This is a genomic window from Methylobacterium sp. DB0501, from assembly GCF_011043735.1.
GTDB lineage: Bacteria > Pseudomonadota > Alphaproteobacteria > Rhizobiales > Beijerinckiaceae > Methylobacterium > Methylobacterium alsaeris.
In genome coordinates, this window is the sequence record NZ_JAAKGV010000002.1 from 215,382 (window position 1) to 241,566 (window position 26,185).

The window sequence follows — 26,185 nt, forward strand, 5'->3', positions numbered from 1 at the left end:
CTGCCAGCTTACCGTGCCGGCCTACTTCGTCGCCTTGCTGTCGGTGGCGTTCGTGGCGTTCTGCTGGGCCGGCTTGGCGGGCGCCTTCGCGGCATTCGCCTGCGGGAAGCCGATCGCGTCGATCACGTCGAAGCGCATCCCGTCCTCGGCGGTCTTCAGCGCCGCGTTGGCCTCGTAGTACTTGCCCTGGTTGATCAGCGTGGCCGCCTGGTTCACGTCCGCGACGGTCTTGTCGAGGGGCAGCACCGCCATCACGAAGTTCACGTCGACATGGGCGAGCTTCAGCTGCTCGATGGCGCCCTTCTGGTCGCCCTTGGCGAGATGCTTGTTCGCCTCGGTCACCGCGGTCGCCTTCTCGGGCGTCGCCAGGAAGTCCTCGCCCAGGGTCAGCTGGGCATCGACCGGCACCCAGGCGACCTTGTCCTTCGCCTTGGCGTCGGTGGCCTTGGCGTCGGTGGCGGCCGACTGCACGCTTCCCGTCTTGTCCACCGACGACTTGTCCGCCGATGCCTTGTTCTTGGTCGCGGCGAGCTCGGCCGGGGTCTTCAGCTCGGCCTCCGCCTTGTTGAACACGGCGTCGTCCGTCTTCGCCTTCGCCAGGGCGGCCTGGGCCTTGCCGATGAGCGCCTTGGCCTGGGCAGGATCGGCGTCGAAGATCGCGATCCGGGCGAGGTGCATGTCACGGAACGCCTGGGCTCCGTCCTTCGAGAGCTTGCCGACATCCTGATCGACCGCGCGCTGCGCCGCACTCTCCTGGGTCACCATCGGCTTGGCCGCCTGCTCGGTCGCATAGGCGGCGCCGCCAAGAACAGTGGTGGCAACGAGGGCAGCGACCAGGGATTTCCGGTAGGACATGACTTTGCCTCCTTATGAAATCGATGCCGGTTTGATTGGGGGCATCGCTGCGTTGGTGACATTCGAATAACACACGGGTGGAAGGCGGGTTGCCTGATCGCTTCATTAAAAGCTTGTAACTCAACGTCATCGCGCGAACGGGAAGAGCATCAACCGACGGTCGTTCGGGGTGGCGCGTCGTCCCGTCCGGGGGGCGGGTGGGGGGGACACCGCTATCGGCGCGCGTCGAAACCGGCCTGGGACGCGAGCACATCCCGAGGCCGGTGAGTTCATCGGAGGGTGCGATTGAGATCGGGGCAGATCGCATGCCCCTGAATGGCGAAATCGCACAATAAAAGAATACCGAAATAATGATTTTATGATTTAAAGATCTAATGTTTATGAGATTTTGCGCGTCGTTTAGCCGCCACCTCGTCCCGGGTTCGCCGCAGGCGTGAGTCCGGGATCCGTCACCGCTCGGGATTCAGAAAAAAGGGTGAGAGGCGTGCCGTCTCATCTGGCACCGTCGGCGGCGATGGATCCCGGGTTCCGCTCCGCGGTCTCGGGACGACGCCGAGGATGCCATGACGGTGGAGGGGGGAGGTCGGCTCCTGCGGCGAGGCGACGAGGGCGGGGCCGTCCGCATCCCATGCAAGCGGTCGGGAGAACCGGAAAACCCGGCTCTCCCACCGCCCTCTACTGCGCCGTCCAGCCCCCATCGACCGACAGGTTGGTGCCGGTGATCTGGCTCGCGGCATCCGTGCACAGGAACGACGCGATCGCCGCGACCTGCTCGACGGTGACGAATTCCTTGGTCGGCTGCGCCTTGAGCAGCACCTCGTCGATCACCTGCTCCTTGGTCAGGCCGCGGGCCTTCATGGTGTCGGGGATCTGCGCCTCGACCAGCGGGGTCCAGACGTAGCCGGGCGAGATGCAGTTGACGGTGATCTTGTGGGTGGCGAGTTCGAGGGCCGCGGTCTTGGTCAGGCCGGCGATGCCGTGCTTGGCCGCGACGTAGGCCGACTTGTACGGCGAGGCGACGAGCGAGTGGGCGGAGGCCGTGTTGATGATCCGGCCCCAGCCCTTCCTCTTCATGCCGGGGATCGCCGCCCGCATGGTGTGGAAGGCCGAGGACAGGTTGATCGCGATGATCTGGTCCCACTTCTCGACCGGGAACTCGTCGATCGCCGAGACGTACTGGATGCCCGCATTGTTGACGAGGATGTCGACCGCACCGAACGCCGTTTCGGTCTCCGCCACCATGGCGGCGATCTCCTCGGGCTTGGTCATGTCGGCGCCGGAGTAATGCGCCGTCACGCCGAACTCGGCCTCGATGCCGGCGCGCTCCTTCTCGATCGCCTCCGGCTTGCCGAAGCCGTTGAGGACGACGTTGGCGCCCTGCTGCGCCAGCGACCGGGCGATGGCGAGGCCGATGCCGCTCGTCGAGCCGGTGACGAGGGCGGTTTTCGATTGCAGCGACATGACGTTCTCTCCTCGGGCCCGAATGGTGGCCGGGCTCTTCAGGCCAGATAGTCTCAGGCCAGGTAATCGTGCAGCACGTGGCCGTACGGCAGGGTGAAATCGACGATCTGGTGCCGGCCGCCGACGATCCGGCGCACCGGCAGGTCGGCGACGCGGCAATTGACGTGCGGGATCAGGTGCAGCCGGGCCTCGCCCTCCCAGGCGCCGTGGACCGTGACGTCCTGCAGCCGGTAGCCGACGAGCTGCGCGACCTTCACGCCGCCATCGACGTCCGGGATCAGCTTCAGGTTGACGTTGAGCTGGCCGATCCCGTCGCGGATCGTGTCGAGCCGGTCCTCCAGGCTGTGGTGCTTGTAGGTCATCGTGCCCATCGCCACCCGCTCCTCGTCGTAGTGCAGGGTGCCGGTCAGCGTGTCCTTCATCACCTTGAGCCGGGGCACGCCGTATTTCTTCGGAAAGCCCCAGATCTCGCGGCCGGCGGTGATCGGCGGCTCGTCGTCGAGATACATCTGGACCGAGTAGTTGCAGGGCTCGCCCTTGTAGGTCGCGACGATGGCCGAACCGCTCTCCTCGTAATCGCCGAAGCCGGAGGAATCCGGCATCTTCATCCACTCGTAGTAGGCCAGGTTGCCGGGCGCCGGCTCGAGCGGCTCAGGAAGAGCGGCCCGGAGCGCGTCCGGATCGGTCTCGTAGGTGATGATGAGGTATTCGCGCCGCATGAACCGGTAGGGCCCATGCGGGTAGCTCGGGCTGAAGGCCGGCATCGAGGGCGCCTTCAGGATCTCCTCGCGGGTCATGCGGCGTTCCTTCCTGTGCGGGGCGTCAATCCCGCGCGTCGCGGGTCAGGTCGAAGACGGTCACGCCCCGGTCGGGCCGGCAGCGCTCGATCCAGTGGCGATGGCGCAGCGAGCGGCGCACGTCGTTGCGGCCGGCCTTCCAGTGCTCCAGCATCGTGGTGCGCGAGAACTCGTAATCCTTGGCGTCGCTCTCGTAGTTCTTGGCCCGGTAGATCAGCTGCAGGATCGTCACCGCGTTCTGGTGGCTGACCTCCGACAGGAAGGCGACGTCGGGATCCTGGCGCAGCTCGGGCGGCAGCTTGTCGAACAGGCGCCGGAACGCGGTCTTGGCCTTGTGGATCTCGATCTGGTCGTCCGTGTTGAGCCGGGTGCGGCTCGAATACCGGATGTCCTTCTCGCGCTCGGCCGCCTCCGACAGGGTGCGGGGCAGCGGGCCGCGGGCGCTGAACAGGTCGACCTGGAACACCGCGAGGTCGCGCAACCGCTCCTCGTCGAGCACGTATTGCAGCGGCGTGTTCGAGACGATGCCGCCGTCCCAGTAGAGCTCGCCGTCGATCTCGACCGGCGGGAAGCCCGGCGGCAGGGCGCCCGAGGCCATGACGTGCTCGGGGCCAATCCGGTCGCGCTGGTTGTCGAAATAGATGAAGTTGCCGGTGCGGATGTTGACCGCGCCGACGCTGAGCCGCGTCTCGCGCCGGTTGATGCGGTCGAAATCGACCAGGTCGAGCAGCGTCTGCCGCAACGGGGCGGTGTCGTAGTAGCTCAGCGCCTGCGGGGCGCCGGCCGGGTAGAAGGCGGCCGGGGGCACGCGCGGGGCGAAGAAGCCCGGCACCCCGACCGTCGCCCCGAAGGCGGCGCTCCAGGCGTTGAACACCTCCCGCGCCTGCTCGCCGGGCCACCAGGGCGAGACGGTGATCGAGGAGGAGACCGTGTCCCAGAACGCCCGCAGCCGCTCGATCCGGCGCTCCGGCGGGTTGCCGGCGATGAGCGCGGCGTTGATCGCCCCGATCGAGATGCCGGCGACCCAGTCCGGCGACAGGCCGGCCTCCTGCATCGCCTCGGCGATGCCGGCCTGGTAGGAGCCGAGCGCCCCGCCGCCCTGCAGCACCAGCACCCGGCACTCGTCACGGTTCGCCTCGTCCATCAGGGCCTCCGCGCGTGAATTCCGGCGGTTAGATGATGCTGCACTGCCGCGAAGCAAGGCTTGCGCGGCGGAGCCGATCCGATTTCGCGCCGGTCCCGGCCCGGGTCACCGGGTTGACACGGGCCGGCCCCTTCGCCAAGCCTCCGCGCCGCCCGGCCCCCGATCCCGGCCGCCGCGGCGAACAGGCCTTCCTCGATCCCCGCAGGGCTTTGGTTCACGGCTCCCCGCCCAGGTTTTTCTGCCGAGGCGTCCTTCCAGGCCCCTGCGAAGCCGGCCCGACACAGCACAGGTCCCGATGCGCTCCTACCTCGACTTCGAAAAGCCCGTCGCCGAGCTCGAGGCGAAGCTCGAGGAGCTGAGGGCCCTCGGCGACCGGGACGGCGCGGTGGCGATCAGCGAGGACGTGACGCGGCTGGAGGCCAAGGCCGCGGCGGCGCTCGCCGAGCTCTATGCCGGCCTCACTCCCTGGCAGAAGACCCAGGTCGCCCGCCATCCCCAGCGGCCGCACTTCGTCGATTACTGCGCCGGCCTGATCGAGGAGTTCCAGCCCCTCGCCGGCGACCGCGTGTTCGGCGAGGACGAGGCGGTGGTCGGCGGCTTCGGCCGCTTCCGCGGCCGGCCGGTCTGCGTCATCGGCCAGGAGAAGGGCGCCACCACCGAGGCCCGCATCCGGCACAATTTCGGCATGGCCAAGCCCGAGGGCTACCGCAAGGCGGTCCGCCTGATGGGGCTCGCCGGCCGCTTCGGCCTGCCGGTCCTCACCTTCGTCGACACCGCCGGCGCCTATCCGGGCATCGAGGCGGAGGAGCGCGGCCAGGCCGAGGCCATCGCCCGCTCGACGGAGGCCTGCCTCGGCCTGCCGACTCCCAACGTCACGGTGGTGATCGGGGAGGGCGGCTCGGGCGGCGCCATCGCGCTCGCCACCGCCAACACGGTACTGATGCTGGAGCATGCGATCTACAGCGTGATCTCGCCGGAGGGCGCCGCCTCGATCCTGTGGCGCGATGCCGGCCGCGCCCAGGACGCCGCCACCGCGATGAAGATCACCGCCCAGGACCTCCTGCGGCTGGGCGTCATCGACGGCATCGTCCCCGAGCCGACCGGCGGCGCCCACCGCGACGGCCAGGCGGCGATCCGCGCGACCGGCGAGGCGATCGCCAGCGCCCTGGAGCCGCTCTCGGTCCTCGATGCGGACACGGTGCGCGACCGGCGCGCGCAGAAGTTCCTGGAGATCGGGCGGAGCCTGTAGGAGGCCGACGGTCTGCCTTCCTGCGCGACGGGTCCGAAGCCTGTTCGTCGTCCCGGGCTCCACTTTCGCGGCCCCTTGACGATCCGGAGGCGTGCAGTGCCGGTGCGCCGACCCGGCCGGGTTCCGGCGTCCTTGCCGAGCCGGGGCCATCCCCGTCATCCACAGCCCCGCACAACCCCCATGCCTCAGACACAACCCGGCCTTGGTTTCGCCGAAGACCGGGCGGATGTCTTGGCGGGTGAGCCCCGTGACGCCGGGCGCCGGCTTGCTGCGAAGTGCTTGGCAAGGGCGCTGTTGAACCAATCCCCGCAATCTTGGCCGTTCTTGCGGTAAGAGCCGGGTAAGTTTAACGAAGCTATGGGGTTGGGGAGACCGGTCCGAGGCGTCAGGGTGCCGACGGTCCGACGGGCGAGAAGGCGGGGTTCCCATGGTGCGTCTGAAAGGGCGTCTGGCGATGCGTTCGGTGCTGGCGGCGAGCGGCCTCGTCGCCGCCCTGTCCCTCGGAGCATGCCAGGATGCCGGGTTCTCCGCCGCCGGCTCGGCGCGGGCCCGCGAGCCGATCCCGCCGAAGACCGTCGCCCTGATGGCGTCGAAGAACATGTCGCCCCGCGATCCCATCCTGATCCGTGCCTTCAAGAAGGAATCGGAGATGGAGGTGTGGAAGCGCGGCACCGACGGCCAGTACGCGCTGCTGAAGACCTTCCCGATCTGCCGCTGGTCGGGCCAGCTCGGGCCGAAGGTGCGGGAGGGCGACCGCCAGGCGCCCGAGGGGTTCTATCCCATCGCCATGGGGCAGATGAACCCGAACTCGTCCTACTATCTCTCCTTCGATACCGGCTATCCCAACGCCTTCGACCGCGCCAACGGCCGTACCGGCAGCTACCTGATGGTGCACGGCACCTGCTCGTCGGCCGGCTGCTTCGCCATGACCGACGAGGCGATCGCCGAGATCTACGCCATCGCCCGCGAGGCCTTCGTCGGCGGGCAGCGGGCGTTCCAGTTCCAGTCCTATCCGTTCCGGATGACGGCGCAGAACCTCGCCAAGTTCCGCAACGACCCCAACATCGGCTTCTGGCGGAACCTCAAGGAGGGCTCGGACTATTTCGAGGCCCTGCACGAGGAGCCGCGGGTCGGCGTCTGCGGCACCCGCTACGTCTTCGGCGGCTCGGACGCGGCGGCGGGCGCCTGCAACCCGAAGGTCGATCCCGTCGTCGTCGCCAAGCGCGAGAAGGACGAGGTCGAGGTGGCCGAGCTGATCGCCAAGGGCGCCGCGGCGACCCGCCTGGTCTATCAGGATGGCGGCCAGCACCCGTATTTCCGCGAGAGCGCGCCGAGCACCCAGCTCTTCGCCGAGCAGGCCCAGCCACGGCCCAACATGGGTACCATCAGCCGGCCCGAGGCCCTGGCGGCGGCGCCGGAAGAGATCGTGATCGAGCCGAAGGTGAAGCCGACGCTGCTCGCCAAGATCGATGCCAAGCACGAGAAGGGCAAGCACGGGGCGGTGAAGCCGACGGCGCTCGCCTTCGCGGCGCCGGCCACCGACCCGGCCCCGATCCCGACCCGCGAGGCCGCACAGGCCGCCGCCGCTCCGTCGGCTCCGATCACCGTAGCGAGCGCCGACGGCGATCCGGCCGCCTATCGCAAGCTCCTCGGCAACCTGTTCGGCGGCGCTCCAGCGGCGCCTCCCGCCGCTCCCGCTGCCCTGCCGGCTGCCGACACCGCCCCGGTCGCGGCAATCTCGCCGGCCGCGCCCCTGCCGAAGAAGGTGATCGTCCACCCGCGCCCGGCCCCGGCCGTCCACGCGGCCGCCACCGCCAAGGTCGATGGGCTCAATCCTGCGGCGGCGAAGAAGGCGGAGGTCAAGCCCGCCGAGGTCAAGGCGTCCGAGACGAAGCCCGCCGCCAAGGCCGGCGAGGCGAAGCCGGCCGAGAAGGCGCCGGAGACCGGAAAGCGCACCGAAGCGCCGAGCCGCAACCGCGTTGCCGCCTCGCAGCCGGCGAACTGAAATCCTCTCTCTCGGCCTCCTCGACGGATCTTCCACCCTCGGCGTCATCGCGGGGCCGCGACAGCGGAAGCCCGGGATGACCCTTCGTGACGTCGAGCGGTGCTCCAGGTCTTCGAATCTACTGCATTTTCCGAGATTCCGTTTGATCGGTCTCTCCGGATATTGAACCCGCCGTGTCGTTCCGGGGCCGCGTAGCGGAGCCCGGAACGACACGGCGGGTTGTGTATCCTGCCGATCGGGTCGAACAGGCTCCGAGACGATCCGGTATCCGCCTCGTCGGGAAAATGCTCCGGTCCGGTCCCCGCCGGGCCCGGGTGCTGCTACTCCGCCGCCACCGGCCTTTTCGCCGCCCTCGGCCCGAGCGACAGCACCAGCGCGCCGGCCGCCGTCGAGAGCACCGAGCCCAGGATCACCCCGAGCTTCGTCTCGGTGTCGAATTCCGGCATTTGCGCGAAGGCGAGCCCGCCGATGAACAGGCTCATGGTGAAGCCGATGCCGCAGAGCAGAGCTACGCCGTAGACGTGGCGCCAGGTGGCGCCGGCGGGTTTCGGCGCCAGGCCGGTCCGCACCGCGAGCCAGACGCCGCCGAACACCCCGACCTGCTTGCCGACGAACAGGCCCGCCGCTACCCCGAGGGTGACCGGCGCGAGCAAGGCCCCCGGCGTCAGCCCGGCGAGCGACACGCCGGCATTGGCGAAGCCGAAGACCGGCAGGATCCCGTAGGCGACCCAGGGCTGGAGCGCGTGCTCCAGGACGTGGAGGGGCGAGTCCCCGTCGTCGGGCCGTCCGGGGCTCGCCCGCAGCGGGATCGCCAGCGCCAGGACCACGCCCGCCACGGTCGCGTGCAGTCCCGAGCGCAGCACCAGCAGCCACAGGACCGCGCCGAGGATCAGGTAGGGCCCGAGCCTGCGAAGCCCGACCCGGTTGAGCACGAACAGCATCAGAGTCACGGCGCCGGCCAGCGCCAGCATCGGCCAGGACAAGTCGGCGGTGTAGAACAGCGCGATGATCACCACCGCCCCGAGATCGTCGAGGATGGCCAGCGCGGTGAGGAAGATCTTGAGCGAGACCGGTGCCCGCGACCCCAGCAGCGCCAGCACGCCGAGCGCGAAGGCGATGTCGGTCGCGGCGGGGATGGCCCAGCCCCTCAGGGTCGCCGGCGAGGACCAGTTGATCGCCGCATAGACGAGGGCCGGCACCGCCATGCCGCCGAGGGCCGCGATGCCCGGCAGCGCCCGGTCCGGCCAGGTCCGCAGGCCCCCGTCCAGGATCTCGCGCTTGATCTCGAGCCCGACCAGCAGGAAGAACACAGCCATCAGGCCGTCGTTGATCCAGTGCAGCAGGCTCAGGGGGCCGAGTTCGGCGTGCAGCGCGTGGGCATAAGCCTCGCCGTAAGGGCCGTTGGCGACGATGAGGGCCAGCACCGCGCTCGCCATCAGGACGAGGCCGCCGCCGGCGCTGCTCACCAGCAGGTTGCGCAGGGCCGAGAGCGGACGCGGCAGGCGCCGGGGGGAGGGGATGACGGGTTGCATGTCCCCCGCCTGCCAGGAATCGAGTGCTGGATCAACGCACGGATGCTACCGCCGCCCGAGCGCCGCCCGCACCAGCGTCACCGCGTCCCCGCTCGCCCATTCCGCCGGGCCCTTCATCACGCCGATCTCGCAACCGGCGGGATCGATCAGGAAGGTGGTGGGCAGGCCGACGACGTCGCCGATCGTCTGCAGCGCCGGCAGCGCCCGCCCGGCCGGGTCCGAATAATAGGCGAGACGGGTGATCCCGTTCTCCTTCATCCAGAGCGGCGGCCGGTCGGGGTTGCGGGTGTCGAGGTTGAGCGCCACCACCTCGAAATCCTGGCCCCCCAGTGCGCCCTGGAGCCGGTCGAGGGCCGGCATCTCCGCCTTGCACGGCGCGCACCAGGTCGCCCACAGGTTCAGGAGCACGGTCCGGCCCTTGAGGTCGGCGAGGGTCCTCGGTTGCCCGTCCGGCCCGGTGAAGGTGATGGCCGGCGCGGGCTTCGGGTCGGGGGCGACCTGGAGCGCCGCGACCTCGCCGCGGGCGAGCGGCGCGACGCGGGCGGCGGTGGCGACCCCGAGCGGGCAGGCGCCGCCGTTGCTCCGGTCGCCAAGCCCGTATAGGGCAGCCCCGAGGCCGAGGACGGCGACGAGCCCCCCTGCGAGGGCGAGGCGGGTGGTCCGCGAGGATGCGAGGCGAGGTGAGGACATGAGCAACCGGATGTGGGGCGGGCGCTTCGCGAGCGGCCCCGCCGAGATCATGGAGGAGATCAACGCCTCCATCGGCTTCGACAAGCGCCTCGCCCCCCAGGACATCCGGGGCTCGCTGGCCCACGTGGCGATGCTGGGCAAGGCGGGGATCCTGCCGGCCGAGGATGTGGCGAAGATCGAGGCCGGGCTCAAGGCCGTCCAGGGCGAGATCGAGGCCGGCTCGTTCGAGTTCCGCCGCGAGCTGGAAGACATCCACATGAGCGTGGAGAGCCGCCTGCGCGAGATCGTCGGCCCCTCGGCCGGCCGTCTCCACACCGCCCGCTCGCGCAACGACCAGGTCGCCACCGACATGAAGTTGTGGGTGCGCGACACCCTTGACGCCCTCGACGGCCAGGCCGCCGACCTGCAGCTGGCGATGGCCGAGCTGGCGCTGAAGCATGCCGGTACGGTGATGCCGGGCTTCACCCACCTGCAATCGGCCCAGCCGGTCACCTTCGGGCATCATCTGCTGGCCTATGTCGAGATGCTGAACCGCGACCGCGGCCGGTTCCGCGACGCCCGCGCCCGCCTCAACGAGTGCCCGCTCGGTGCCGCGGCGCTCGCCGGCACGTCCTTCCCGATCGACCGCCACGCCACCGCGAGCAGCCTCGGCTTCGACCGGCCGACCGCGAACTCGCTCGATTCGGTGGCCGATCGCGACTTCGCCCTGGAGGCGCTCTCGGCGGCGGCGATCGCGGCGGTGCACCTGTCGCGGTTCGCGGAAGAAATCGTGGTCTGGACCTCGGCCCAGTTCGGCTTCGTCAAGCTGTCGGACCGGTTCACGACCGGTTCCTCGATCATGCCGCAGAAGCGCAACCCCGACGCCGCCGAGCTGGTGCGGGCGAAGTCCGGCCGGATCATCGGCGCGCTGTCGGGCCTGCTCATCGTCATGAAGGGCCTGCCGCTCGCCTATTCGAAGGACATGCAGGAGGACAAGGAGGGCACCTTCGACGCGCTCCAGACCCTCTCGCTGTGCCTGGCCGCCATGGCCGGCATGGTGCGCGACCTGGAGCCCGTGCCGGACGTCCTGAAGGTCGCGGCCGGCTCCGGCTACGCCACCGCCACCGACCTTGCCGACTGGCTGGTGCGCGAACTCGGCCTGCCCTTCCGGGATGCCCACCACGTGACGGGGCGCCTCGTCGGCGAGGCCTCGTCCCGCGGCATCGGGCTCGAGGCGCTGCCGCTCGCGGTGATGCAGGCGGAGGAGCCGCGGATCACCGACGCGGTCTTCGCGGTGCTCGGCGTCGAGAACTCGGTGAAGAGCCGCACCAGCTACGGCGGCACCGCGCCGGACAACGTGCGGGCGCAGGCGGAAGGCTGGCTGAAGCGCCTGGCCGGCCAAACGGCCTGAGCGGCTTCCTTCACCCCGCTCGTCCCGTCCCGACCCTCCTCCCGACGCGCTGCAAGCGGCAGCACGTCGGGACGAGGTCTCGGGTGGGATGGCGACGGTGCGTGTGTTAGTGCCTGGCGAACCCAAGCAAGCTCGACCGACAAGCAAGCTCGACCATCACGGGAGGAAACACCATGGATCTCGGTCTCACGGGCAAGCGCGCCCTCGTCCTGTCGTCCAGCCGCGGGCTCGGCCGCGGCATCGCCGAGGCCCTGGCGGCCGAGGGGGCGAACGTGCTGCTCACCGCCCGCACGGCCGAGCGCCTGGACGAGGCGGTGGCGGCGATCAACGCCCGCGGCCAGGGCCGCGCCCACGCCTTCGTCGGCAGCCTGAAGGAGAATGTCGAGGCGATCTTTGCGGCCGCGAAGGAGCATCTCGGCGGGGTCGACATCCTGATCGCCAACACGGGCGGTCCGCCGGCCGGCACCGCGCTCACGGTCCAGCCCGAGGCCTGGACGCCCCAGTTCGAGGCGATGGTGACCCCGGTCTTCCGCCTCGCCGGCCTCGTCCTGCCGGGCATGCGCCAGGCCGGCTTCGGCCGCATCGTGGTGGTGGCCTCGAGCGGCGTCGAGCAGCCGATCCCGAACCTCGTGATGTCGAACGCGCTGCGCGCCTCGATCGCCGGCTGGGCCAAGACCCTGTCGGCGGAAGTCGCGGCCGACGGCGTCACGGTCAACATGATCCTGCCCGGCCGCATCGAGACCGACCGCACCGGCGAGCTCGACACCGCCAACGCCAAGGCCCAGGGCAAGTCCCGCGAGGAGATCGCCGAGGCCGCCCGGGCGGCGATTCCTGCCAAGCGCTACGGCCGCGTGCAGGAATTCGCCGACGTGGCGTGCTTCCTGGCCTCCGAGCGCGCCTCCTACGTCACCGGCAGCATGGTCAGGGTCGACGGCGGGGCCGTGCGGTCGATCTGAGGATGTCGGCCTGAGACTGAATGGGGCGGGACGTACGTCGTCCTGCCGCCGCCCATTCCCGGGCGGGTGCGGCGACAGCGGAACGCGATCCGGGATCCCGCGCGGGACGTCGCGAAGCCTCCGCGTGGCAGGCCGCGTCGCACCACCTCCGGTGCCTGATCCCGGATCTCCCTCCGCCGACGCTACGACCGTCCGAAGGAGGGCGGCAAGAAAAAGGGCGGCTCCTCGGAGCCGCCCTTCTTCACGAGACCCTGCCGCGCCGGGTTACTGCCGCTTGCCCCAGCGCACCCCCGGTGCCGGGCCGGCCCCCGCCGCGAGCTGCCCCACCGCCGGGCCGCTCGCATCGCCTGGGTGGTGCTGCGAGCCCGGGCCCATCGGCTCGGGGGCCATCAGGTCGGGGGTCGCGGCCATCTCGGGGGTGCCGCGGCCGGTGGCGAACTGGCCGGCCTTGCGGAAGCGCCAGAGATAGCCCGGCACCACCGCCTCGATCGCCGTCGGGGCGATGCCGATGCCCTCGATCGTGCGGCCTTCCGCCTTCGCGGCCTCCGACACGACGTTGTCGCTCTGGAGCAGGGTGACCTGGTCGCGGGTGAGCTTCAGGGTGTCGGGCAGGAGGCCCAGCGTCGCGGTGTCGACGATCTCCATCACCCGGGCCTGGAGCCGGGCGGCGGGGGCCGGCAGCGGCAGCACGATGCGGCTGCGCATCGTCACCTTCAGGGTGTACTCGACGAGCTGCTGCAGGGTCAGGATCTCCGGCCCGCCGAGCTCGTAGACCCGGCCGCCCTGGAGCTGGCCCTCGACCGCGCGGGCGATCGCCTCGGCGACGTCGCCGGCGAAGACCGGCTGCATCCGTGCGCCGGCGCCGGCGAGCGGCAGCACCGGCAGCATGCGGGCGAGCGACGCGAAGCGGTTGAAGAAGCTGTCGCCCGGCCCGAACACGATCGAGGGGCGGAAGACGATGGCGTCGGGCCGCGCCGCGAACACGCCGGCCTCGCCGAGCGCCTTCGAGCGGGCATAGGCCGAGGCCGAATGCGCGTCGGCGCCGAGGGCCGAGACGTGGACCAGCGGGGCGTTCACCGCCGCCGCCGCCCGCGCGACCTCGGCGGCGCCGTCGGCCTGGAGGCGCTGGAAGCTCTGGCTGCCGCTCTCCTGCAGGATACCGACGAGGTTGACCACGATGTCGGCGTGCTCCGCCGCCCGGACGATCGAGGCCGGGTTGCGGAGGTTCGCCTGCACGCCGACGATCTGGCCGACGCGGCCGAGGGGCTGGAGGAACTGGGCGAGGTCGGGCCGGCGCACCGCCACCCGGATCCGATAGCCGCGCTTGGCCAGCGCCCGGACGACGTGGCGGCCGAGGAAGCCCGATCCCCCGAACACGGTCACGAGCTGCGAGGCGGGCCGGGTCAGGCCGACATGGTCGAAGCCGGTCATGGTCGTGGAGTCCTTCCGCGGGTCTCGGCTGGAGCGGTCTATGCAGGAATTCTTGTCGGCTCCTTAGTCGAGGGGGCGGGCCCTGTGAAGCGCTTTGCGCCGCGCCCGTCCGGGTCGCGGCCGGGGGATGCTCGCCGCGGCCGCTCGCATCCGAGGCGACGGGGGCGGGACGGCCGGCCCGGCGCGACGCCGAACCGGCCGGATTCACATCCTCGCGGCCGGCGCAACGGATTCGCGGACGAATTCATAAAAATATCCTTGAAAAGGACCTAAGGTCATCTACCATGTCGTAGGAGAAAAACTAATGGCTGGGGGAATATGGCATGGATCCGGACAGGCAGACTCTCGCTGTCGCGGCCGTTGCCGGCATATTTTTGTTCATTGCCGCGTGCTGGGTCCTGCGCCGCCTCGCCGGGAAACGCGCCGTCGTTCCCGTTCGACGACACGACGACCTTGAAATTCTCGCTGGTGAATTGGCAGAGCTGGTCGATGTTGCGCGTTTCATCAATAACGGCTTCCAGGATGACAATTTTTACGCCATCAGGAGCAAATATTCCGTCGTCGCACGATGCCTGCTGCAGCATCCCGTCTATTCGCGCTACATCGACCCCGATCTCGGGGCCGCGATGCAGGCCGCGCACGCCCTCCCGCTCAGCATGCTGCGGGCCGAGGACAAGGAATGCCTGCTCGTGACCCTGCGGGAAATCCAGGGATGCGTGCAGATCCTGATCAATCTGCGTGATGCCGGTTGTCTCACGGGCGCCGGGCCCTCGGCGGGCGAGGACCGGTCCGGCCCCGTGCCGGTCCCCGCGCCGGCCGGGCGGCCGCCCCGAACCCGCGGCTTGCGCGCCGCCCTGGCGGCCGCCGCGCTCCTCCTCCTCGCCGGAGCGGCCGTGCTCCTGTCGCGCGACGAGACCGCGGGCACGGTCGAAGCGGTCCTGGCGCAGGCGGGCCGAGGCCTGCGGGAGGGCGTCGGGACCGAGGACCACGACCCCGGCGCGGTCCGCCTCGCCGCCCTGGGAGAGAGCGAGACGCTGGGACGCGACCTCGCGGCACGGTCGCGCCGTCTCGATGCCGACATGGAGGCGCTCGACCTGAACGTCGTCCGGCGCCGGGGCGAGCTCGACCTCGTCGGCGCCTCGATCGAGGGCCTGCGCCGCGCGGCGAAGGCCGACGAGGAGGGATGGCGGGCCGCAGCGGCGGCCAAGGAAGCGGCGGAGGCCGGCGCGGCCGAGGCCCGGGCGGGCATCGAGGCGGCGACCCGCGAGATGGCGGCGTTGCGGGCCCAGATTGCCGAGCAGCGCGAGGCGCTGGACGCCGCCCGGACCGAGGGTGAATCGGCCCGGGCCGCCCTGCGCGCCGAGATCGCCGAGCAGGTCGGCCGGATCGAGGCGGCCCGGACCGAGGGCGAGACCGGGATCCGGCAGGTCGCCGACCGGCTTTCGGAGCTCGGCCGCACCGCGCAGACCAACCATGAGGCGATCCAGCGGCTTGCCGGCACGATCGGCGGCCTCGAAGAGACGTCCCGCGGCATCGACGCCGCCCGCGACCAGCTGTCCCGGCAGCGGGAGCGCCTTGTCGATCTCGCCAGCGGCGGCACCGAGGCCGACCGGGCCCTGTCCGAGATCAAAGGCCGGCTCGCCGTCCTCAAGGTGTCGCTTGCCGGGACGGCCGGGCAGGATGCCAGCGGCAAGGATTCCGCCAGCAAGGGTCTGGGCATCAAGGAAGCGGGCACCGGAACGCCGGCGGCCATGACCGTCGTCGCCCTGCCGGCGCGGACCGAGGCGGCCCTGCAGCCGGAGGAGTGGCGGCGGATTCAGCAGGTGCTCACCAAGGCCGGGCATTACGCCGGCAAGACCGACGGCAGGCCGGGAGAGGAGACCCGGACGGCGATCGCGAAGTTCCAGCGCGGGCTCGGCGCCCCGGCGACCGGCCGGCTTTCCCCGGCTCAGATCGACCGGCTGCTTCCACCCGTCCCGGTCAAGCAGCCGATCGCGGCGCGCTGACCCCAAGCCATCTTTGCCCCCCAAGCCACCTTTGATCCTAAGCCACCTTTGATCCTAAGCCACCTTCGAGCCCGGGCCGCCTTTACGTCTCCGTCAAGGCGGCCCGGACAATCGGCTCCTTGCAACGGACGCAGCTCTCTGCCGTTCGCCCCGTATGATGGCGGGCGCTCGCCGGGGCCGTGCTTGCACGGCTGGGCGGCATTCAGCCTGCTAGGGGGGACGATCGACCACCGGATCCTGGGCGTGCACCACGTCAACGAGACGGTGCCCTGCTCCGCTTAAGCCTGGCCGCCTGGGCCTGGGCTTGGTTTGATGCCGGCTTCCTCGCCCGGGAGCCGACATGGCGGGGGCGGGCGGCCTTCTGTTGCGGGGGCCGGCGCTGAATCCGTCGGCATCGTGGGCGGTCACGCCACCTTGCGCGGCACCATCCGCTCGCTGCCCAGGGCCTCCCGCGCTCCCGACAGCCCGGCCTCGGCGTATTCGGCATCCTCGTTGACGTTCCAGACGTCGTAGCGCCGCTCGCCGATGAGGATGTTTTGCGCCGTCAGCATCGCGGTCATCATCGCGTGGTCCTGGTTGTTGTATTTGTGCATCCCGTTGCGGCCGACGAGGTGGAGGGTCGGGAAGCTGCCCTCGAGGTCCCGGCGAATCGTCGCCACGTGGGCCCGGTAGGCGTCGTCATAGACCGGGTAGGCCTTGGGCTGGCGCACCACGCAGGCATCGACGACGCTGGCCGGGTCGACGAGGCCGATCAGGCCGATCTCGCGGCGGGCGAGGGCGATCAGCTCGGAATCCGGGGCGTTCCACAGCCCGTCGCCCTCGAAGCAGAAATATTCGAGGCCGAGGCAGGCATAGGACTCGTCGGGCACCATCTCGGGCGACCACGAGCGGAAGTTCTGCACCCGCCCGACCTTCACCGCCGGGTCGTGGACGTAGATCCAGTTGTCCGGGAAACTGTCCTTGGCGCGGGCGATCAGCGCCACGGTGACGAAGTCGCGGTAGCGCAGGGAGCGCGCCTGGAAGGTGCTCAAGGGCGCCGGGCGGATCGCCCCGACCAGTTCGCGGATCGGTGCCGAGGAGACGACGTTGCGGGCGGTGTAGGTCTCGCGGCTGCCGTCCTGGCGCCGGGCGCTCACCGTCCACAGCGTGGTGCCGGCATCGTAGGACAGGGTATCGACCCGCCGGTCGAGCACCACCCGGCCGCCGTTCCGCCGGATCGCGGCCGCGGCGGCATCCCACATCATGCCGGGGCCGCGGCGGGGATAGCGGAACGATTCGATCAAGGTCTTGATGACCGTGCCGTCCGCGGCCGCCCGCCGGTGCAGGCCCAGCGAGCGCTTGAGCCCGTCGCGGATCGCCGCGCCGAGGTCGAGGCCCTTGATGCGCTGGGCCGCCCAGTCGGCCGAGATGTCGTCGCAGGACATGCCCCACACCTTCTCGGTGTAGGTCTTGAAGAAGATCGAGAACAGCCGCTCGCCGAACTGGTTGCGGACCCAGTCGTGAAAGCTCTTCGGCTCGGGGATCGGCCGCGCCCGGGCCCAGAGATAGGAGGCGACGCACGCCGTGCTCTCGACGACCCCGAGGTTGCGCAGGGCCTCGAACGCCTTGAGCGGGTAGGCGTAGGTCTTGCCCTTGTAGTAGATCCGCGACAGGCGCGGCCGCTCGATGAAGTCGTCCGGCAGGATCTCGTTCCAGAGATCGACCACTTCCTTCGATTTCGAGAAGAAGCGGTGGCCGCCGATGTCGAACAGGAAACCCTTGTACTCGACCGTGCGGCTGATGCCCCCGACCTGTTCCGCGTCGCGCTCCAGCACCACGACGTCGCGGCCGGCCTTGGCCAGCATGTAGCCGGCGGTCAGGCCCGCCGGGCCCGCGCCGATCACGAGCGTCTCGGTGTGAAGGCTCATCGCTCGGGCTACTCCGGGGCGGCTCGGCCGCGACGCACAAGGGTTCTCCCCGAGCTTTACCGGCCGGATGGTAAAGAACCGCTCAACCGCCCCTGCTAACCGGGGGGTAAGGGCGGGCATGCGACGCCGGATCACGCCTCGATCGAGGGCCGCCGGGACATCGCCATGCTTGCCGCCCCGCTTCCCCAGGCCGGCTCCGGAGAGAAGGCCGGAGCGGTGGAGCGCTCGCCGTTCGAGCGGCCGGCCGTCGTCTGGATCATCGTTCTGGCGAGCGTCGCCGGGGTGCTGTCCTGGCCCGATCTCCTGGCGGTCCTGCGCGACTTGCGCCTGCCGGATACCGACGACGCGATGCGGATGATCGAGGTGCGCGACCTCGTCGTCGGCCAGCCCTGGTTCGACCTCGCCCAGCACCGCCACGCCGGCGCCCCGCCGATGCACTGGTCGCGCCTCGTCGACGCGCCGATCGCCGGCCTCGTCCTCCTGGCCCGTCCCGTCGCCGGGCCGGTCCTGGCGGAGGGGATCGCCGCCCTGCTGTGGCCGCTGACGCTGCTCGGCCTCTACGCCGCGATCCTGTATCGCGGCGTCCGCCGGGTCTTCGGCTGGCGGGCCGCGGCCTTCACGCTGTTCGCGGCGGGCCAGGCGGTGTTCGTCACCGGCCTGTTCGCCCCCGGCCGGATCGACCATCACAACGTCCAGATCTGCGCGATCCTCGCCCTGGTCCTCCGCCTCGCCCGGCCGGCCCCGACGGGGCGAGACGGCGCCGTCGCGGGAGTGCTGGCGGCTTTCTCGCTGGCGGTCGGGCTCGAGGCCCTGCCCTTCATCGCCGGGGCCGGCCTCGTCCTGGCGCTCCTCTGGCTGCGCGACGGGCGCGCCGCCCTGCCGCCCTTCCTCGGCTTCGGCCTCGCCCTCGGGCTCGTCGCCCCGTTCCTGTTCGCGCTCCAGACCGCGCCCGCCCTGTGGACGGCCACCGCCTGCGACGCCCTCTCGCCGCCCTGGCTGTGGCTCTCGGCCGCTGCGGCCGTCACCGCCGGGATCGCCGCCCTCGTTCCCGGGGGGAGGGGCGCACGGCTCGCCGTGCTGGCCGCCTGCGGCGGCGTCGCGATCGGAGGCTTTCTCGTCCTGTTCCCGGCCTGCGCCGCCGGGCCGTTCACCGGCATGCCCGATCTCGTGCGCCGGGAATGGCTGGTGAAGGTGCGCGAGATGCTCCCGGTCTGGCAGCTCGTCCGGATCGCGCCCGACGCTGTCCTCGCCGGCCACCTGCCGGTCTGGATCGGCGCCGTCGCGGCCGGCTTCCGGGCCTGGCGCGGGCGGCATGCCGAGGAGCGCGCCCTGATGGCCGCGACGGCCGGCGCGCTCGGCCTCGGCGCGGTCCTCGGCGCGACGCAGTTTCGTGGCCTCTACGTCGCCGGCGCCTTCGTGCCCCTGGTGGCCGGCCCGGTCCTCGACCGGGCGGTCGCGCTTCTGCGCGTGCCGGAGGCAGGCCCGCGCCGGCGCCTCGCCGCTTTGACCTTGAGCCTCGCCCTGTGCGGCAAGCTCTGGGTCCTCCTCGCCTCGCTCCCGCAGGCTTTCGCCGGCGCCGGTACCACGTTCGCGGCCGAGCACGCCGCCTGGCGCAGCTGCAGCGACCGCCGCTCGATCGCCGCCCTCGACGTCCTGCCGCCGGGGCTGATTCTCGCTGAAATCGATCTCGGCCCCGGCCTGCTTCTGCACGGCCACCATTCCGTCGTGGCGGCGCCCTACCACCGGGCGCTGCCGGGCCTCGCGGCTTCGCTCGAGGCGTTCCGGGACGAGGCCGCCACGGCGGCGGTGGCGCGGCGGGTCGGCGCGGACTACATCGTGGCCTGCGCGCCGCCGGCGACGGCGGGCGAGGCGCCGAGCCTGGCCGCCCGCCTCGGGCGCGGCGAGGTCCTGCCGCCCGGGCTGGAGCCGGTGCCGGTGCAGGATTCCCCCTTGCGTGTCTGGCGAGTCCGGCCGGCGCCGTGAAGGAGCCTCGGTGAGGGAGCATCGGTGATCGGACGGCTCGCAGGCCTCGTCCTCCTCGGCCTCGTCCTGGCGGCCCTGGCCGTTTTCGCGACGGCGGTCGCCCGCGGCGAGGAGCCCGGTGGGATCGACGAGGTCTGGATCGCCCTGTTCGGGGCGCCGGATCTCGGCCCGGTCGATTTCGCAGCGCTGCGCCGCGCGCCCTCCCGCCGCGACGCCCTCGCCTGCGCGCCGGATGTCTGCCCCCGCGCGCAAGCCGATGCGGTGCCGCCGGATTACCCGGTCGCCGGTGCGCGCCTGCGCGAGATCGTCCGGGCGGTGGCCGAGCGCCAGCCGCGCACCGCGCTGGTCTTCACCGATGCCTGGGGCGAGCAGGACCGCTACGTCGCCCGCACCGCATGGCTGCGCTGCCCCGACACCGTCACGGTCGAGATCGTCGGCCGCGGGGAGGGCCGGTCCAGCCTCGCGCTCTACATTCGCAGCCAGGTCGGCTGTCCGGTCCCGGCGACGAGCCGCGCGCGGCTGGCCCGCTGGCTCGCCGCGATCGCGGCGGCGACCGGCACCGCAGCGAAGCAAGGGTAACCGCAAGGATCACGGGATGCCGCGTGCCGCTCACGACCACTTGAAGCCCACTGCCGTCCCGCCCCTCGCGGCCCTGCCGACCGCCCCCGACGTCGCGGTGATCGGCGCCGGCGCCGCCGGGATCGGCGCGGCGCGCCGGCTCCTCGCCCGCGGCCTGTCGGTGGCGCTGCTGGAGGCGCGCCCGCGCCTCGGCGGCCGCACCGTCACCACGCCTCTGCGCGGCCACCCGGTCGATCTCGGTGCCCACTGGCTCCATGCCGGGCCGATCAACCCGCTGGTGGCGCTCGGCTTCGAACGCGGCGAGCCGCTGCGCCGGGCGGCGCAGGAGAGCCATTTCTGGGTCGGACGCCGTCCCGGCCGTCCGGCGGAGGAGCTGGCCTTCGGCCGCGCCTGGTCGGTCGCCGACCGGGCGATGACCGACGGTGCGCGCCTCCACGGCGAGGACCGGCCCGCCGCCGGCGCCCTGCCGCCGGGCCTCGGGCCCTGGGGGCGGCGGGTCGCCCTGGTCCACGGCCTCGTCTCGGGCCGGCCGCTGACCGAGGTGAGCCTGCACGACTTCCCCAGCATGGAATACGGCGACAACTTCTTCATCGCCGGCGGCTACGGCGCCTACCTCGCCCGCCTCGCCGCCGGGCTGCCGGTGGCGCTCTCCACGCCCGTCACGACCCTCGACTGGGCAGGGGAGGGCGTGCGGCTCGATCTCGGCAGCCGGGGCACCCTGACGGCCCGCGCCGCCCTCGTCACCGCCCCGATGATGGTGATGCAGGAGCCCGCCCCCGCGCTCCGCTTCGCCCCGGACCTGCCGGACCCTTTCCGCGCGGCGATCGACGGGTTCCGGACCGGCATCTACGAGCACGTCGTCCTGCACTGGCCGTCCTCGCCGTTCCAGGGCCGCGACCGGCTGGCGAGCCTGATCGGCGGCCGTCTCCAGCCGCCGGGCCTGCTGACGCGGGTCGACGGCACGCCGTTCCATTATTTCGAGCTCGACGTGCCGATGGCCGACCGCCTCGACGCCGCCCGCGCCGGGGCCGACGGCGCGCGGCGGCTGGTGCGCGAGACCCTGACGGAGCAGGTCGGCCGCGGCGCCTTGCGCGACCTGGCGGTGCCGGCGGTGACGGAGTGGCGCCACGATCCCTGGTCGCGCGGCTCCTGGGCGGTGGTGCCGCCGGGCCACACGACGGCCCGCGACCTCCTGAAGGAGGCGGTGGGCGAGCGGGTCTGGTTCGCCGGCGAGGCCCTGTCGCGGGAGCAATGGGGCACGGCGGGCGGCGCCTTCGCGGAGGGCGAGCGGGCGGCGGATGCGATCGCCGCCGCGCTCCACTGAAATCCCCATTTGGATTGCGCCGAGGGCTCCCTACATTCCCGCCATGCTCACACGCGTCCTCACCCTCCTGCTCCTCCTCGGCCTGTCCTGCACGGTCGAGTCCCATGCCCAGCCGCTGACCCGCAACGTGCTCAAGGGCGCCTGCGAGAAGCTCGTCATCGCCGGCAAGGACGTCAGCCCGACCTGCAGCGACAGCCTCGTCAACATGGTCCAGGGCCGGCGCACCTCGTTCGACTTCACCTCGAGCGACGGCACCACCGTGAGCTTCAGCGGCACCGGCATGCCGCAGGACCGCCAGGAGGAGGTCGGCGTCGACGCGCTCCAGCCGGTCAGCGCCGTGATCCTCACCGTGAAGACGGCCGACGGCGGCATCACCCGCGACACCTTGATGACCGTCGGCTCCTGCCGTTTCCCGGCCTCCGCGCCCGGCCGCTCCACCGTCGCCTGCGCAGCCGACACCCAGCGCGGCCGGTTCGAGGGAACGTTCACCACGGCGAGCGATGCGGCGCCGGGGAAGTAGGGGCGCGCAAACGAGCCGCTGTCAAAGCCTGCTTGATTGGTCTCTACCGCTATCAAATCCACCGTGCCGTTCCGGGCGCCGCTACGCGCCCCGGAATGACGGGGAGTGTGTGAAGACCGTCGACTAGGTCAGGCGGGCTCTCAGACGACGTCCGATCGCTTGCTCGGCGATTGCTGCGCCATCGCGTTCGCCATGCGGAAGTCGGCTTCGCTCAAACGTGGGCAGCCTCCGGCTCTACCGCGCGGGCTGGTGTGGCGAAGTCCGAAAGGCATCGTCCGGACTTCGTACGATCGTCGTCGGCCCTCCCGTCAGCGCCGCGACCCGCGATCCAGCCCCGCCTTACGCAGCGCATCCGCCAGCGCCCCACCGCCCGCCGGCTCCTCGCGGCGTCCTAGCGGCCGCGGGGCGTCGCGGCGGGGCATGTCCCGGTGCTGGCCGCCCTGCTCGCGGGCCGGCCGGGCGCCGACCTCGTCGTCGAGGCGCAGGGTGAGCGAGATGCGCTTGCGCGGCACGTCCACCTCCAGCACCTTCGCCCGCACCACGTCGCCGGGCTTCACCACTGCGCGCGGGTCCTTCACGAAGGTCTTGGACAGGGCCGAGATGTGGACGAGCCCGTCCTGGTGCACGCCGATATCGACGAAGGCGCCGAAGGCCGCGACGTTGGTCACCACGCCCTCCAGCACCATGCCGGGCCTCAGATCGCCGATGCTCTCGACGCCGTCCTGGAAGGTCGCGGTCTTGAAGGTCGGGCGCGGGTCGCGGCCGGGCTTTTCCAACTCGGCGATGATGTCGGTGACGGTCGGCAGGCCGAAGGTCTCGTCGGTGAAGGTCTTCGGATTCAGGCTCTTGAGCACCGTGCCGTTGCCGATCACCGTCTTGATGTCGCTCTTCGTCGCCTGGAGGATGCGGCGCACCACCGGATAGGCCTCCGGATGCACGCCGGACGCATCGAGCGGGTCGTCGCCGTTCTGGATCCGCAGGAAGCCCGCCGACAGCTCGAACGCCTTCGGTCCCAGCCCCGCGACCTTCTTCAGCCCCGAGCGGCTGCGGAACGGCCCGTTGGTGTCGCGGTGGGTGACGATGTTCTGCGCCACCCGCTGGCTGAGCCCCGAGACCCGGGCGAGGAGCGGGCCGGAGGCGGTGTTGACGTCGACCCCGACGCCGTTCACGCAATCCTCCACCACCGCGTCGAGGGAGCGCGACAGCTTCCCCTCGGCGAGGTCGTGCTGGTACTGGCCGACGCCGATCGCCTTCGGCTCGATCTTCACCAGTTCGGCGAGCGGATCCTGCAGCCGCCGGGCGATCGAGACGGCGCCGCGCAGCGACACGTCGAGCCCCGGCAGTTCCTGGCTGGCATAGGCCGAGGCCGAGTAGACCGAGGCGCCGGCCTCCGACACCATCACCTTGGTGAGCTTCAGTTCCGGCTGCTTGGCGATCAGCTCGGCGGCGAGCTTGTCGGTCTCCCGTGAGGCGGTGCCGTTGCCGATCGCCACCAGCTCGACTCCGTGCGCGCGGCAGAGCCTGGCGAGCGTCATCAGCGAGCCGTTCCAGTCGCGCCGCGGCTCGTGCGGGTAGATCGTGTCGGTCGCCACCACCTTGCCGGTGGCATCCACCACCGCGACCTTCACGCCGGTGCGGTAGCCGGGATCGAGGCCGAGCGTCGGCCGCGCCCCGGCGGGCGCCGCGAGGAGCAGGTCGCGCAGGTTGCCGGCAAAGACCCGCACGGCCTCGACTTCCGCCGCCTCCCAGAGGCGGGCGCGCAGGTCGAGCTCGATCGACAGCCGCAGCTTGGTGCGCCAGGCCCAGCGCACCGCCTCCATCAGCCACCGGTCGCCGGGCCGGCCGCGGTCCTGGATGCCGGCCGAGAGGGCGATGCGGCCGTCATAGAGGCTCTGGGCGTCGACGCCCTCGGGCGCCTCGTCGAGGCGCAGGTCGAGGGCCTCCTCCTTCTCGCCGCGAAACAGCGCCAGCACCCGGTGCGAGGGGAGGCGGGTCAGGGGCTCGGAGAAGTCGAAATAGTCGGAGAACTTGGCGCCGGCCTGCTCCTTGCCCTCGCGCATCCGCGAGACGAGGCGGCCGCGGGTCCAGAACGCCTCGCGCAATTGCCCGACCAGCTCGGCATTCTCGGCGAAACGCTCGACCAGGATGGCGCGGGCCCCCTCCAGCGCCGCCTCCGGCGTCGCCACGCCCTTCGCCTCGTCGACGAAGGGGGCGGCGGCATTCAGCGGCACTTGGTCCGGCCGGGCCAGCAGCGCCTCGGCGAGGGGCCCCAGGCCCGCCTCGCGGGCGATCTGCGCCTTGGTGCGGCGCTTGGGCTTGAACGGCAGGTAGAGGTCCTCGAGCCGCGCCTTGGTGTCGGCGGCGAGGAGCTGACCCTTCAGCGCGTCGTCGAGCTTGCCCTGGGCCTGCACGCTCTCCAGGATCGCGGCGCGCCGAGCCTCCAGCTCGCGCAGGTAGCGCAGGCGCTCCTCCAGGGTGCGCAGCTGCGCGTCGTCGAGGGTGCCGGTCACCTCCTTGCGGTAGCGGGCGATGAACGGCACCGTCGACCCGCCGTCGAGCAGATCCACCGCCGCCTTGACCTGCCATTCCTGCGCGCCGAGCTCGGTGGCGATGCGCTGGGTGATGCTGGACATGACGACTCCGTGATTCCGGGGCGGCGGGGAGGCGTGTCCTTAGAGGGGTTGGGGACGAGTGGGAAGGGCGGGGTGTCACGCGGACGGCGTGTCCGACGCCTCCGCCGACCGGCCGCGCCGCCGCCCCGCCCAGGCGTCGCGCTCGGCGCGGGTGAACAGGGCGCAGACGGTGAGATGGCTCATCGCGGCGACGGGCAGGGCGAGCAGGGCGAAGACGACGTACTTGTCGTAGCCGCCCGGAAGGCGCCAGAGGGGCGCCCCCTGCATGACGGCGAGGACCAGCCCAAGCTGCCCGCCGAGAACCCAGCCGATGCGCTGGTGGCTCGAGAAAAGCCGCTCGGCCGGTGGCATCGACGCCGCCAGGACCATCGTCGACCAGGTCACCAACCCGGCCGCGAGCGGGATGATCGCGGGACCCAGCGTCCCATCGAGCACTGCCCGCATCGCTTCGAACAGAACGAGACTGATGCCGTTCGCGACGAGCAGGACGAGAATGTGAGGCATGATCACCCTCCCGGACGAGGATGGCGCTTCACCCTCTCGCGAGGAGCTTGCTGTTGTAGTGACCCAGGGTCAACGGGTGGCGTCGGCCCGGGTCGATGAATCTGCCCGGAAACGAGAGTTGGGCGGCTCCCGAGGGGCCGCCCGTAGCGATCGGTGCTCGTCGACGGGAAGAGAAGGATACGCTCCTCAGCGCACCCCGCCCGCCGGCAGCACCCCGGTCGGGGCCGGGATGCGGCGCATCCGCTCGCGGTGGGCGGTGTAGAGGCCGCTGCCGCAGATCACCAGGACGCCGAGGCCCATCACGGCGTCCGGCACGGTGCCGAAGAACAGGAAGCCGAGGAGGCCGGCCCAGATGATCTGGCTGTAGGAGAACGGCACCAGGGTCGAGGCCGGGGCATGGCGGTAGGCGATGGTGACGATCCAGTGCCCGGCGGTCGAGATGAAGCCGATCGCGGCGCCGACCGCCACCTGGGTCAGGTTGGGGGTTTCCCAGACGAAGGGCACGATGGCCGACAGGATCAGGAAGCCGACGACGGCCGACCAGGTCATGGTGGTCTGCGGCGCGTCGTAGCCGTTGATCTTGCGGGTCACGACGAGCGCCGCGGCCCAGAACAGGGCCGAGACGATCGGCAGGATCGCCGCGGCCTGGAAGGCGCTGGTGCCCGGCCGCACGATGATGAGCACGCCGAGGAGGCCGACGAGGGCGGCGGCCCAGCGCCGCGCGCCGACCTTCTCGCCGAGCACCGGGATCGACAGGGCGGTGACGAAGATCGGGGAGACGAAGGCGATCGCCGTGATCTCGGCGACCGGCAGGGAGCGCAGGCCCGCAAGGAACAGCAGGGCGGAGCCGACGAGGGCGATGCCGCGCACCACCTGCAGGCCCGGCCGGGCGCTGCGGAACGGCGAGGCGCCGCGCTTGAGACGGGCCCGCATCACGGCCGCCATCAGCATCACCGCCAGGAAGCCGGTGTAGCGCAGCCACGCCACCTCGATCCCGGAGAGCTGCCCGGTGAGGAACTTGGCGGTGGCGTCGGAGCTCGACAGGAAGACGGTCGAGATCACCACCAGCACGATGCCGCGCAGGGGCTGGTCGCCGAGCACCGCCGGCAGGGCCGGGCGGGCGGAAGGGGCGGCGGCGAAGGGAAGCGTCAGGGAGGCCACGGGTGTCACGGCGGGTGCGGGGAAGGGATCTCTGTCCTACCACCGACCCGGCCGGCGA

General features: G+C 71.4%; 22 protein-coding genes. 10 read left to right on the plus strand and 12 right to left on the minus strand.

Annotated features, from left to right (window positions below; all coding sequences use genetic code 11):
- Positions 1–21 precede the first annotated feature (21 nt).
- The 4 genes from G4G93_RS04850 to G4G93_RS04865 all read right to left on the minus strand — a co-directional run bounded on the left by G4G93_RS04850 (position 22) and on the right by G4G93_RS04865 (position 4,257).
- A complete protein-coding gene (locus G4G93_RS04850; RefSeq protein ID WP_165081729.1) occupies positions 22–855 on the minus strand; it encodes a YfdX family protein in 834 nt (277 codons plus the stop codon).
- Positions 856–1,530: 675 nt separating this feature from the next.
- Positions 1,531–2,316 (minus strand): 3-hydroxybutyrate dehydrogenase, encoded by a 786-nt coding sequence (locus tag G4G93_RS04855; RefSeq protein ID WP_165081731.1) that lies wholly within the window; start codon positions 2,314–2,316, stop codon positions 1,531–1,533.
- Positions 2,317–2,369: 53 nt separating this feature from the next.
- Positions 2,370–3,113, minus strand: a complete 744-nt coding sequence (locus G4G93_RS04860; RefSeq protein ID WP_165081733.1) for an acetoacetate decarboxylase — start codon at positions 3,111–3,113, stop codon at positions 2,370–2,372.
- Between the two features lie 25 nt (positions 3,114–3,138).
- On the minus strand, positions 3,139–4,257 hold the full coding sequence (locus G4G93_RS04865) for a patatin-like phospholipase family protein (protein WP_165081735.1): 1,119 nt from the start codon (positions 4,255–4,257) through the stop codon (positions 3,139–3,141).
- A gap of 295 nt (positions 4,258–4,552) precedes the next feature.
- Here G4G93_RS04865 and G4G93_RS04870 point away from each other — a divergent pair, with 295 nt between their 5' ends.
- Together G4G93_RS04870 and G4G93_RS04875 are read left to right on the plus strand one after the other, a co-directional pair.
- On the plus strand, positions 4,553–5,506 hold the full coding sequence (locus G4G93_RS04870; protein ID WP_165081737.1) for an acetyl-CoA carboxylase carboxyltransferase subunit alpha: 954 nt from the start codon (positions 4,553–4,555) through the stop codon (positions 5,504–5,506).
- A 427-nt stretch (positions 5,507–5,933) separates the two neighbouring features.
- Positions 5,934–7,511, plus strand: a complete 1,578-nt coding sequence (locus tag G4G93_RS04875) for a L,D-transpeptidase family protein (RefSeq protein ID WP_395412740.1) — start codon at positions 5,934–5,936, stop codon at positions 7,509–7,511.
- A gap of 320 nt (positions 7,512–7,831) precedes the next feature.
- On the opposite strand, the gene nhaA is transcribed toward G4G93_RS04875, so the two are convergent.
- Both nhaA and tlpA read right to left on the minus strand, forming a co-directional pair.
- A complete protein-coding gene (gene nhaA / locus G4G93_RS04880) occupies positions 7,832–9,043 on the minus strand; it encodes a Na+/H+ antiporter NhaA (RefSeq protein ID WP_165081740.1) in 1,212 nt (403 codons plus the stop codon).
- A 45-nt stretch (positions 9,044–9,088) separates the two neighbouring features.
- Complete coding sequence (tlpA, locus tag G4G93_RS04885) at positions 9,089–9,733, minus strand: thiol:disulfide interchange protein TlpA (protein ID WP_165081742.1); 645 nt, start codon at positions 9,731–9,733, stop codon at positions 9,089–9,091.
- On the opposite strand from tlpA, the gene argH reads away from it, so the two are divergent.
- Positions 9,732–11,123, plus strand: coding sequence for an argininosuccinate lyase (argH, locus tag G4G93_RS04890; protein WP_165081744.1), 1,392 nt, complete (start codon positions 9,732–9,734; stop codon positions 11,121–11,123). The genes tlpA and argH overlap by 2 nt on opposite strands.
- A 173-nt stretch (positions 11,124–11,296) precedes the next feature.
- Positions 11,297–12,079 carry an SDR family oxidoreductase gene (locus G4G93_RS04895; RefSeq protein ID WP_165081746.1) on the plus strand — a complete coding sequence of 261 codons (783 nt, stop codon included), beginning with the start codon at positions 11,297–11,299 and terminating at the stop codon, positions 12,077–12,079.
- 264 nt (positions 12,080–12,343) lie between these two features.
- Here G4G93_RS04895 and G4G93_RS04900 read toward each other — a convergent pair whose 3' ends face one another.
- A complete protein-coding gene (locus G4G93_RS04900) occupies positions 12,344–13,510 on the minus strand; it encodes a complex I NDUFA9 subunit family protein (protein ID WP_165081748.1) in 1,167 nt (388 codons plus the stop codon).
- Between the two features lie 275 nt (positions 13,511–13,785).
- On the minus strand, positions 13,786–14,094 hold the full coding sequence (locus G4G93_RS04905; protein WP_165081750.1) for a hypothetical protein: 309 nt from the start codon (positions 14,092–14,094) through the stop codon (positions 13,786–13,788).
- A 42-nt stretch (positions 14,095–14,136) separates the two neighbouring features.
- On the opposite strand from G4G93_RS04905, the gene G4G93_RS04910 reads away from it, so the two are divergent.
- Together G4G93_RS04910 and G4G93_RS35485 are read left to right on the plus strand one after the other, a co-directional pair.
- Entirely contained in the window at positions 14,137–15,516 is a 1,380-nt protein-coding gene (locus G4G93_RS04910) for a peptidoglycan-binding domain-containing protein (RefSeq protein ID WP_165081752.1), read from the plus strand.
- Between the two features lie 183 nt (positions 15,517–15,699).
- On the plus strand, positions 15,700–15,798 hold the full coding sequence (locus tag G4G93_RS35485) for a DUF2243 domain-containing protein (RefSeq protein WP_246736548.1): 99 nt from the start codon (positions 15,700–15,702) through the stop codon (positions 15,796–15,798).
- Between the two features lie 122 nt (positions 15,799–15,920).
- On the opposite strand, the gene G4G93_RS04920 is transcribed toward G4G93_RS35485, so the two are convergent.
- Positions 15,921–17,423 carry an NAD(P)/FAD-dependent oxidoreductase gene (locus G4G93_RS04920; RefSeq protein WP_165081754.1) on the minus strand — a complete coding sequence of 501 codons (1,503 nt, stop codon included), beginning with the start codon at positions 17,421–17,423 and terminating at the stop codon, positions 15,921–15,923.
- 165 nt (positions 17,424–17,588) lie between these two features.
- On the opposite strand from G4G93_RS04920, the gene G4G93_RS04925 reads away from it, so the two are divergent.
- The 4 genes from G4G93_RS04925 to G4G93_RS04940 are packed head-to-tail and all read left to right on the plus strand — an operon-like array spanning position 17,589 to position 21,829.
- Positions 17,589–19,406 (plus strand): hypothetical protein, encoded by a 1,818-nt coding sequence (locus G4G93_RS04925; RefSeq protein WP_165081756.1) that lies wholly within the window; start codon positions 17,589–17,591, stop codon positions 19,404–19,406.
- A 24-nt stretch (positions 19,407–19,430) separates the two neighbouring features.
- Positions 19,431–19,985, plus strand: a complete 555-nt coding sequence (locus G4G93_RS04930; protein WP_206289526.1) for a hypothetical protein — start codon at positions 19,431–19,433, stop codon at positions 19,983–19,985.
- Positions 19,986–20,001: 16 nt separating this feature from the next.
- The gene (locus tag G4G93_RS04935) at positions 20,002–21,309 is read left to right on the plus strand and encodes an NAD(P)/FAD-dependent oxidoreductase (RefSeq protein WP_165081758.1); all 1,308 of its coding nucleotides are present in this window, start codon (positions 20,002–20,004) and stop codon (positions 21,307–21,309) included.
- A gap of 43 nt (positions 21,310–21,352) precedes the next feature.
- On the plus strand, positions 21,353–21,829 hold the full coding sequence (locus G4G93_RS04940; protein WP_165081760.1) for a hypothetical protein: 477 nt from the start codon (positions 21,353–21,355) through the stop codon (positions 21,827–21,829).
- A gap of 308 nt (positions 21,830–22,137) precedes the next feature.
- Here the strand turns inward: G4G93_RS04940 and G4G93_RS04945 are convergent, their stop codons facing one another.
- The 3 genes from G4G93_RS04945 to G4G93_RS04955 form a co-directional block, all read right to left on the minus strand.
- Positions 22,138–24,462: a Tex family protein gene (locus G4G93_RS04945; RefSeq protein ID WP_165081762.1), complete on the minus strand. Its 2,325-nt coding sequence runs from the start codon at positions 24,460–24,462 to the stop codon at positions 22,138–22,140.
- Positions 24,463–24,537: 75 nt separating this feature from the next.
- Complete coding sequence (locus G4G93_RS04950) at positions 24,538–24,966, minus strand: hypothetical protein (protein ID WP_165081764.1); 429 nt, start codon at positions 24,964–24,966, stop codon at positions 24,538–24,540.
- Positions 24,967–25,152: 186 nt separating this feature from the next.
- A complete protein-coding gene (locus G4G93_RS04955; protein WP_206289543.1) occupies positions 25,153–26,118 on the minus strand; it encodes a DMT family transporter in 966 nt (321 codons plus the stop codon).
- Between the last annotated feature and the right edge of the window lie 67 nt (positions 26,119–26,185).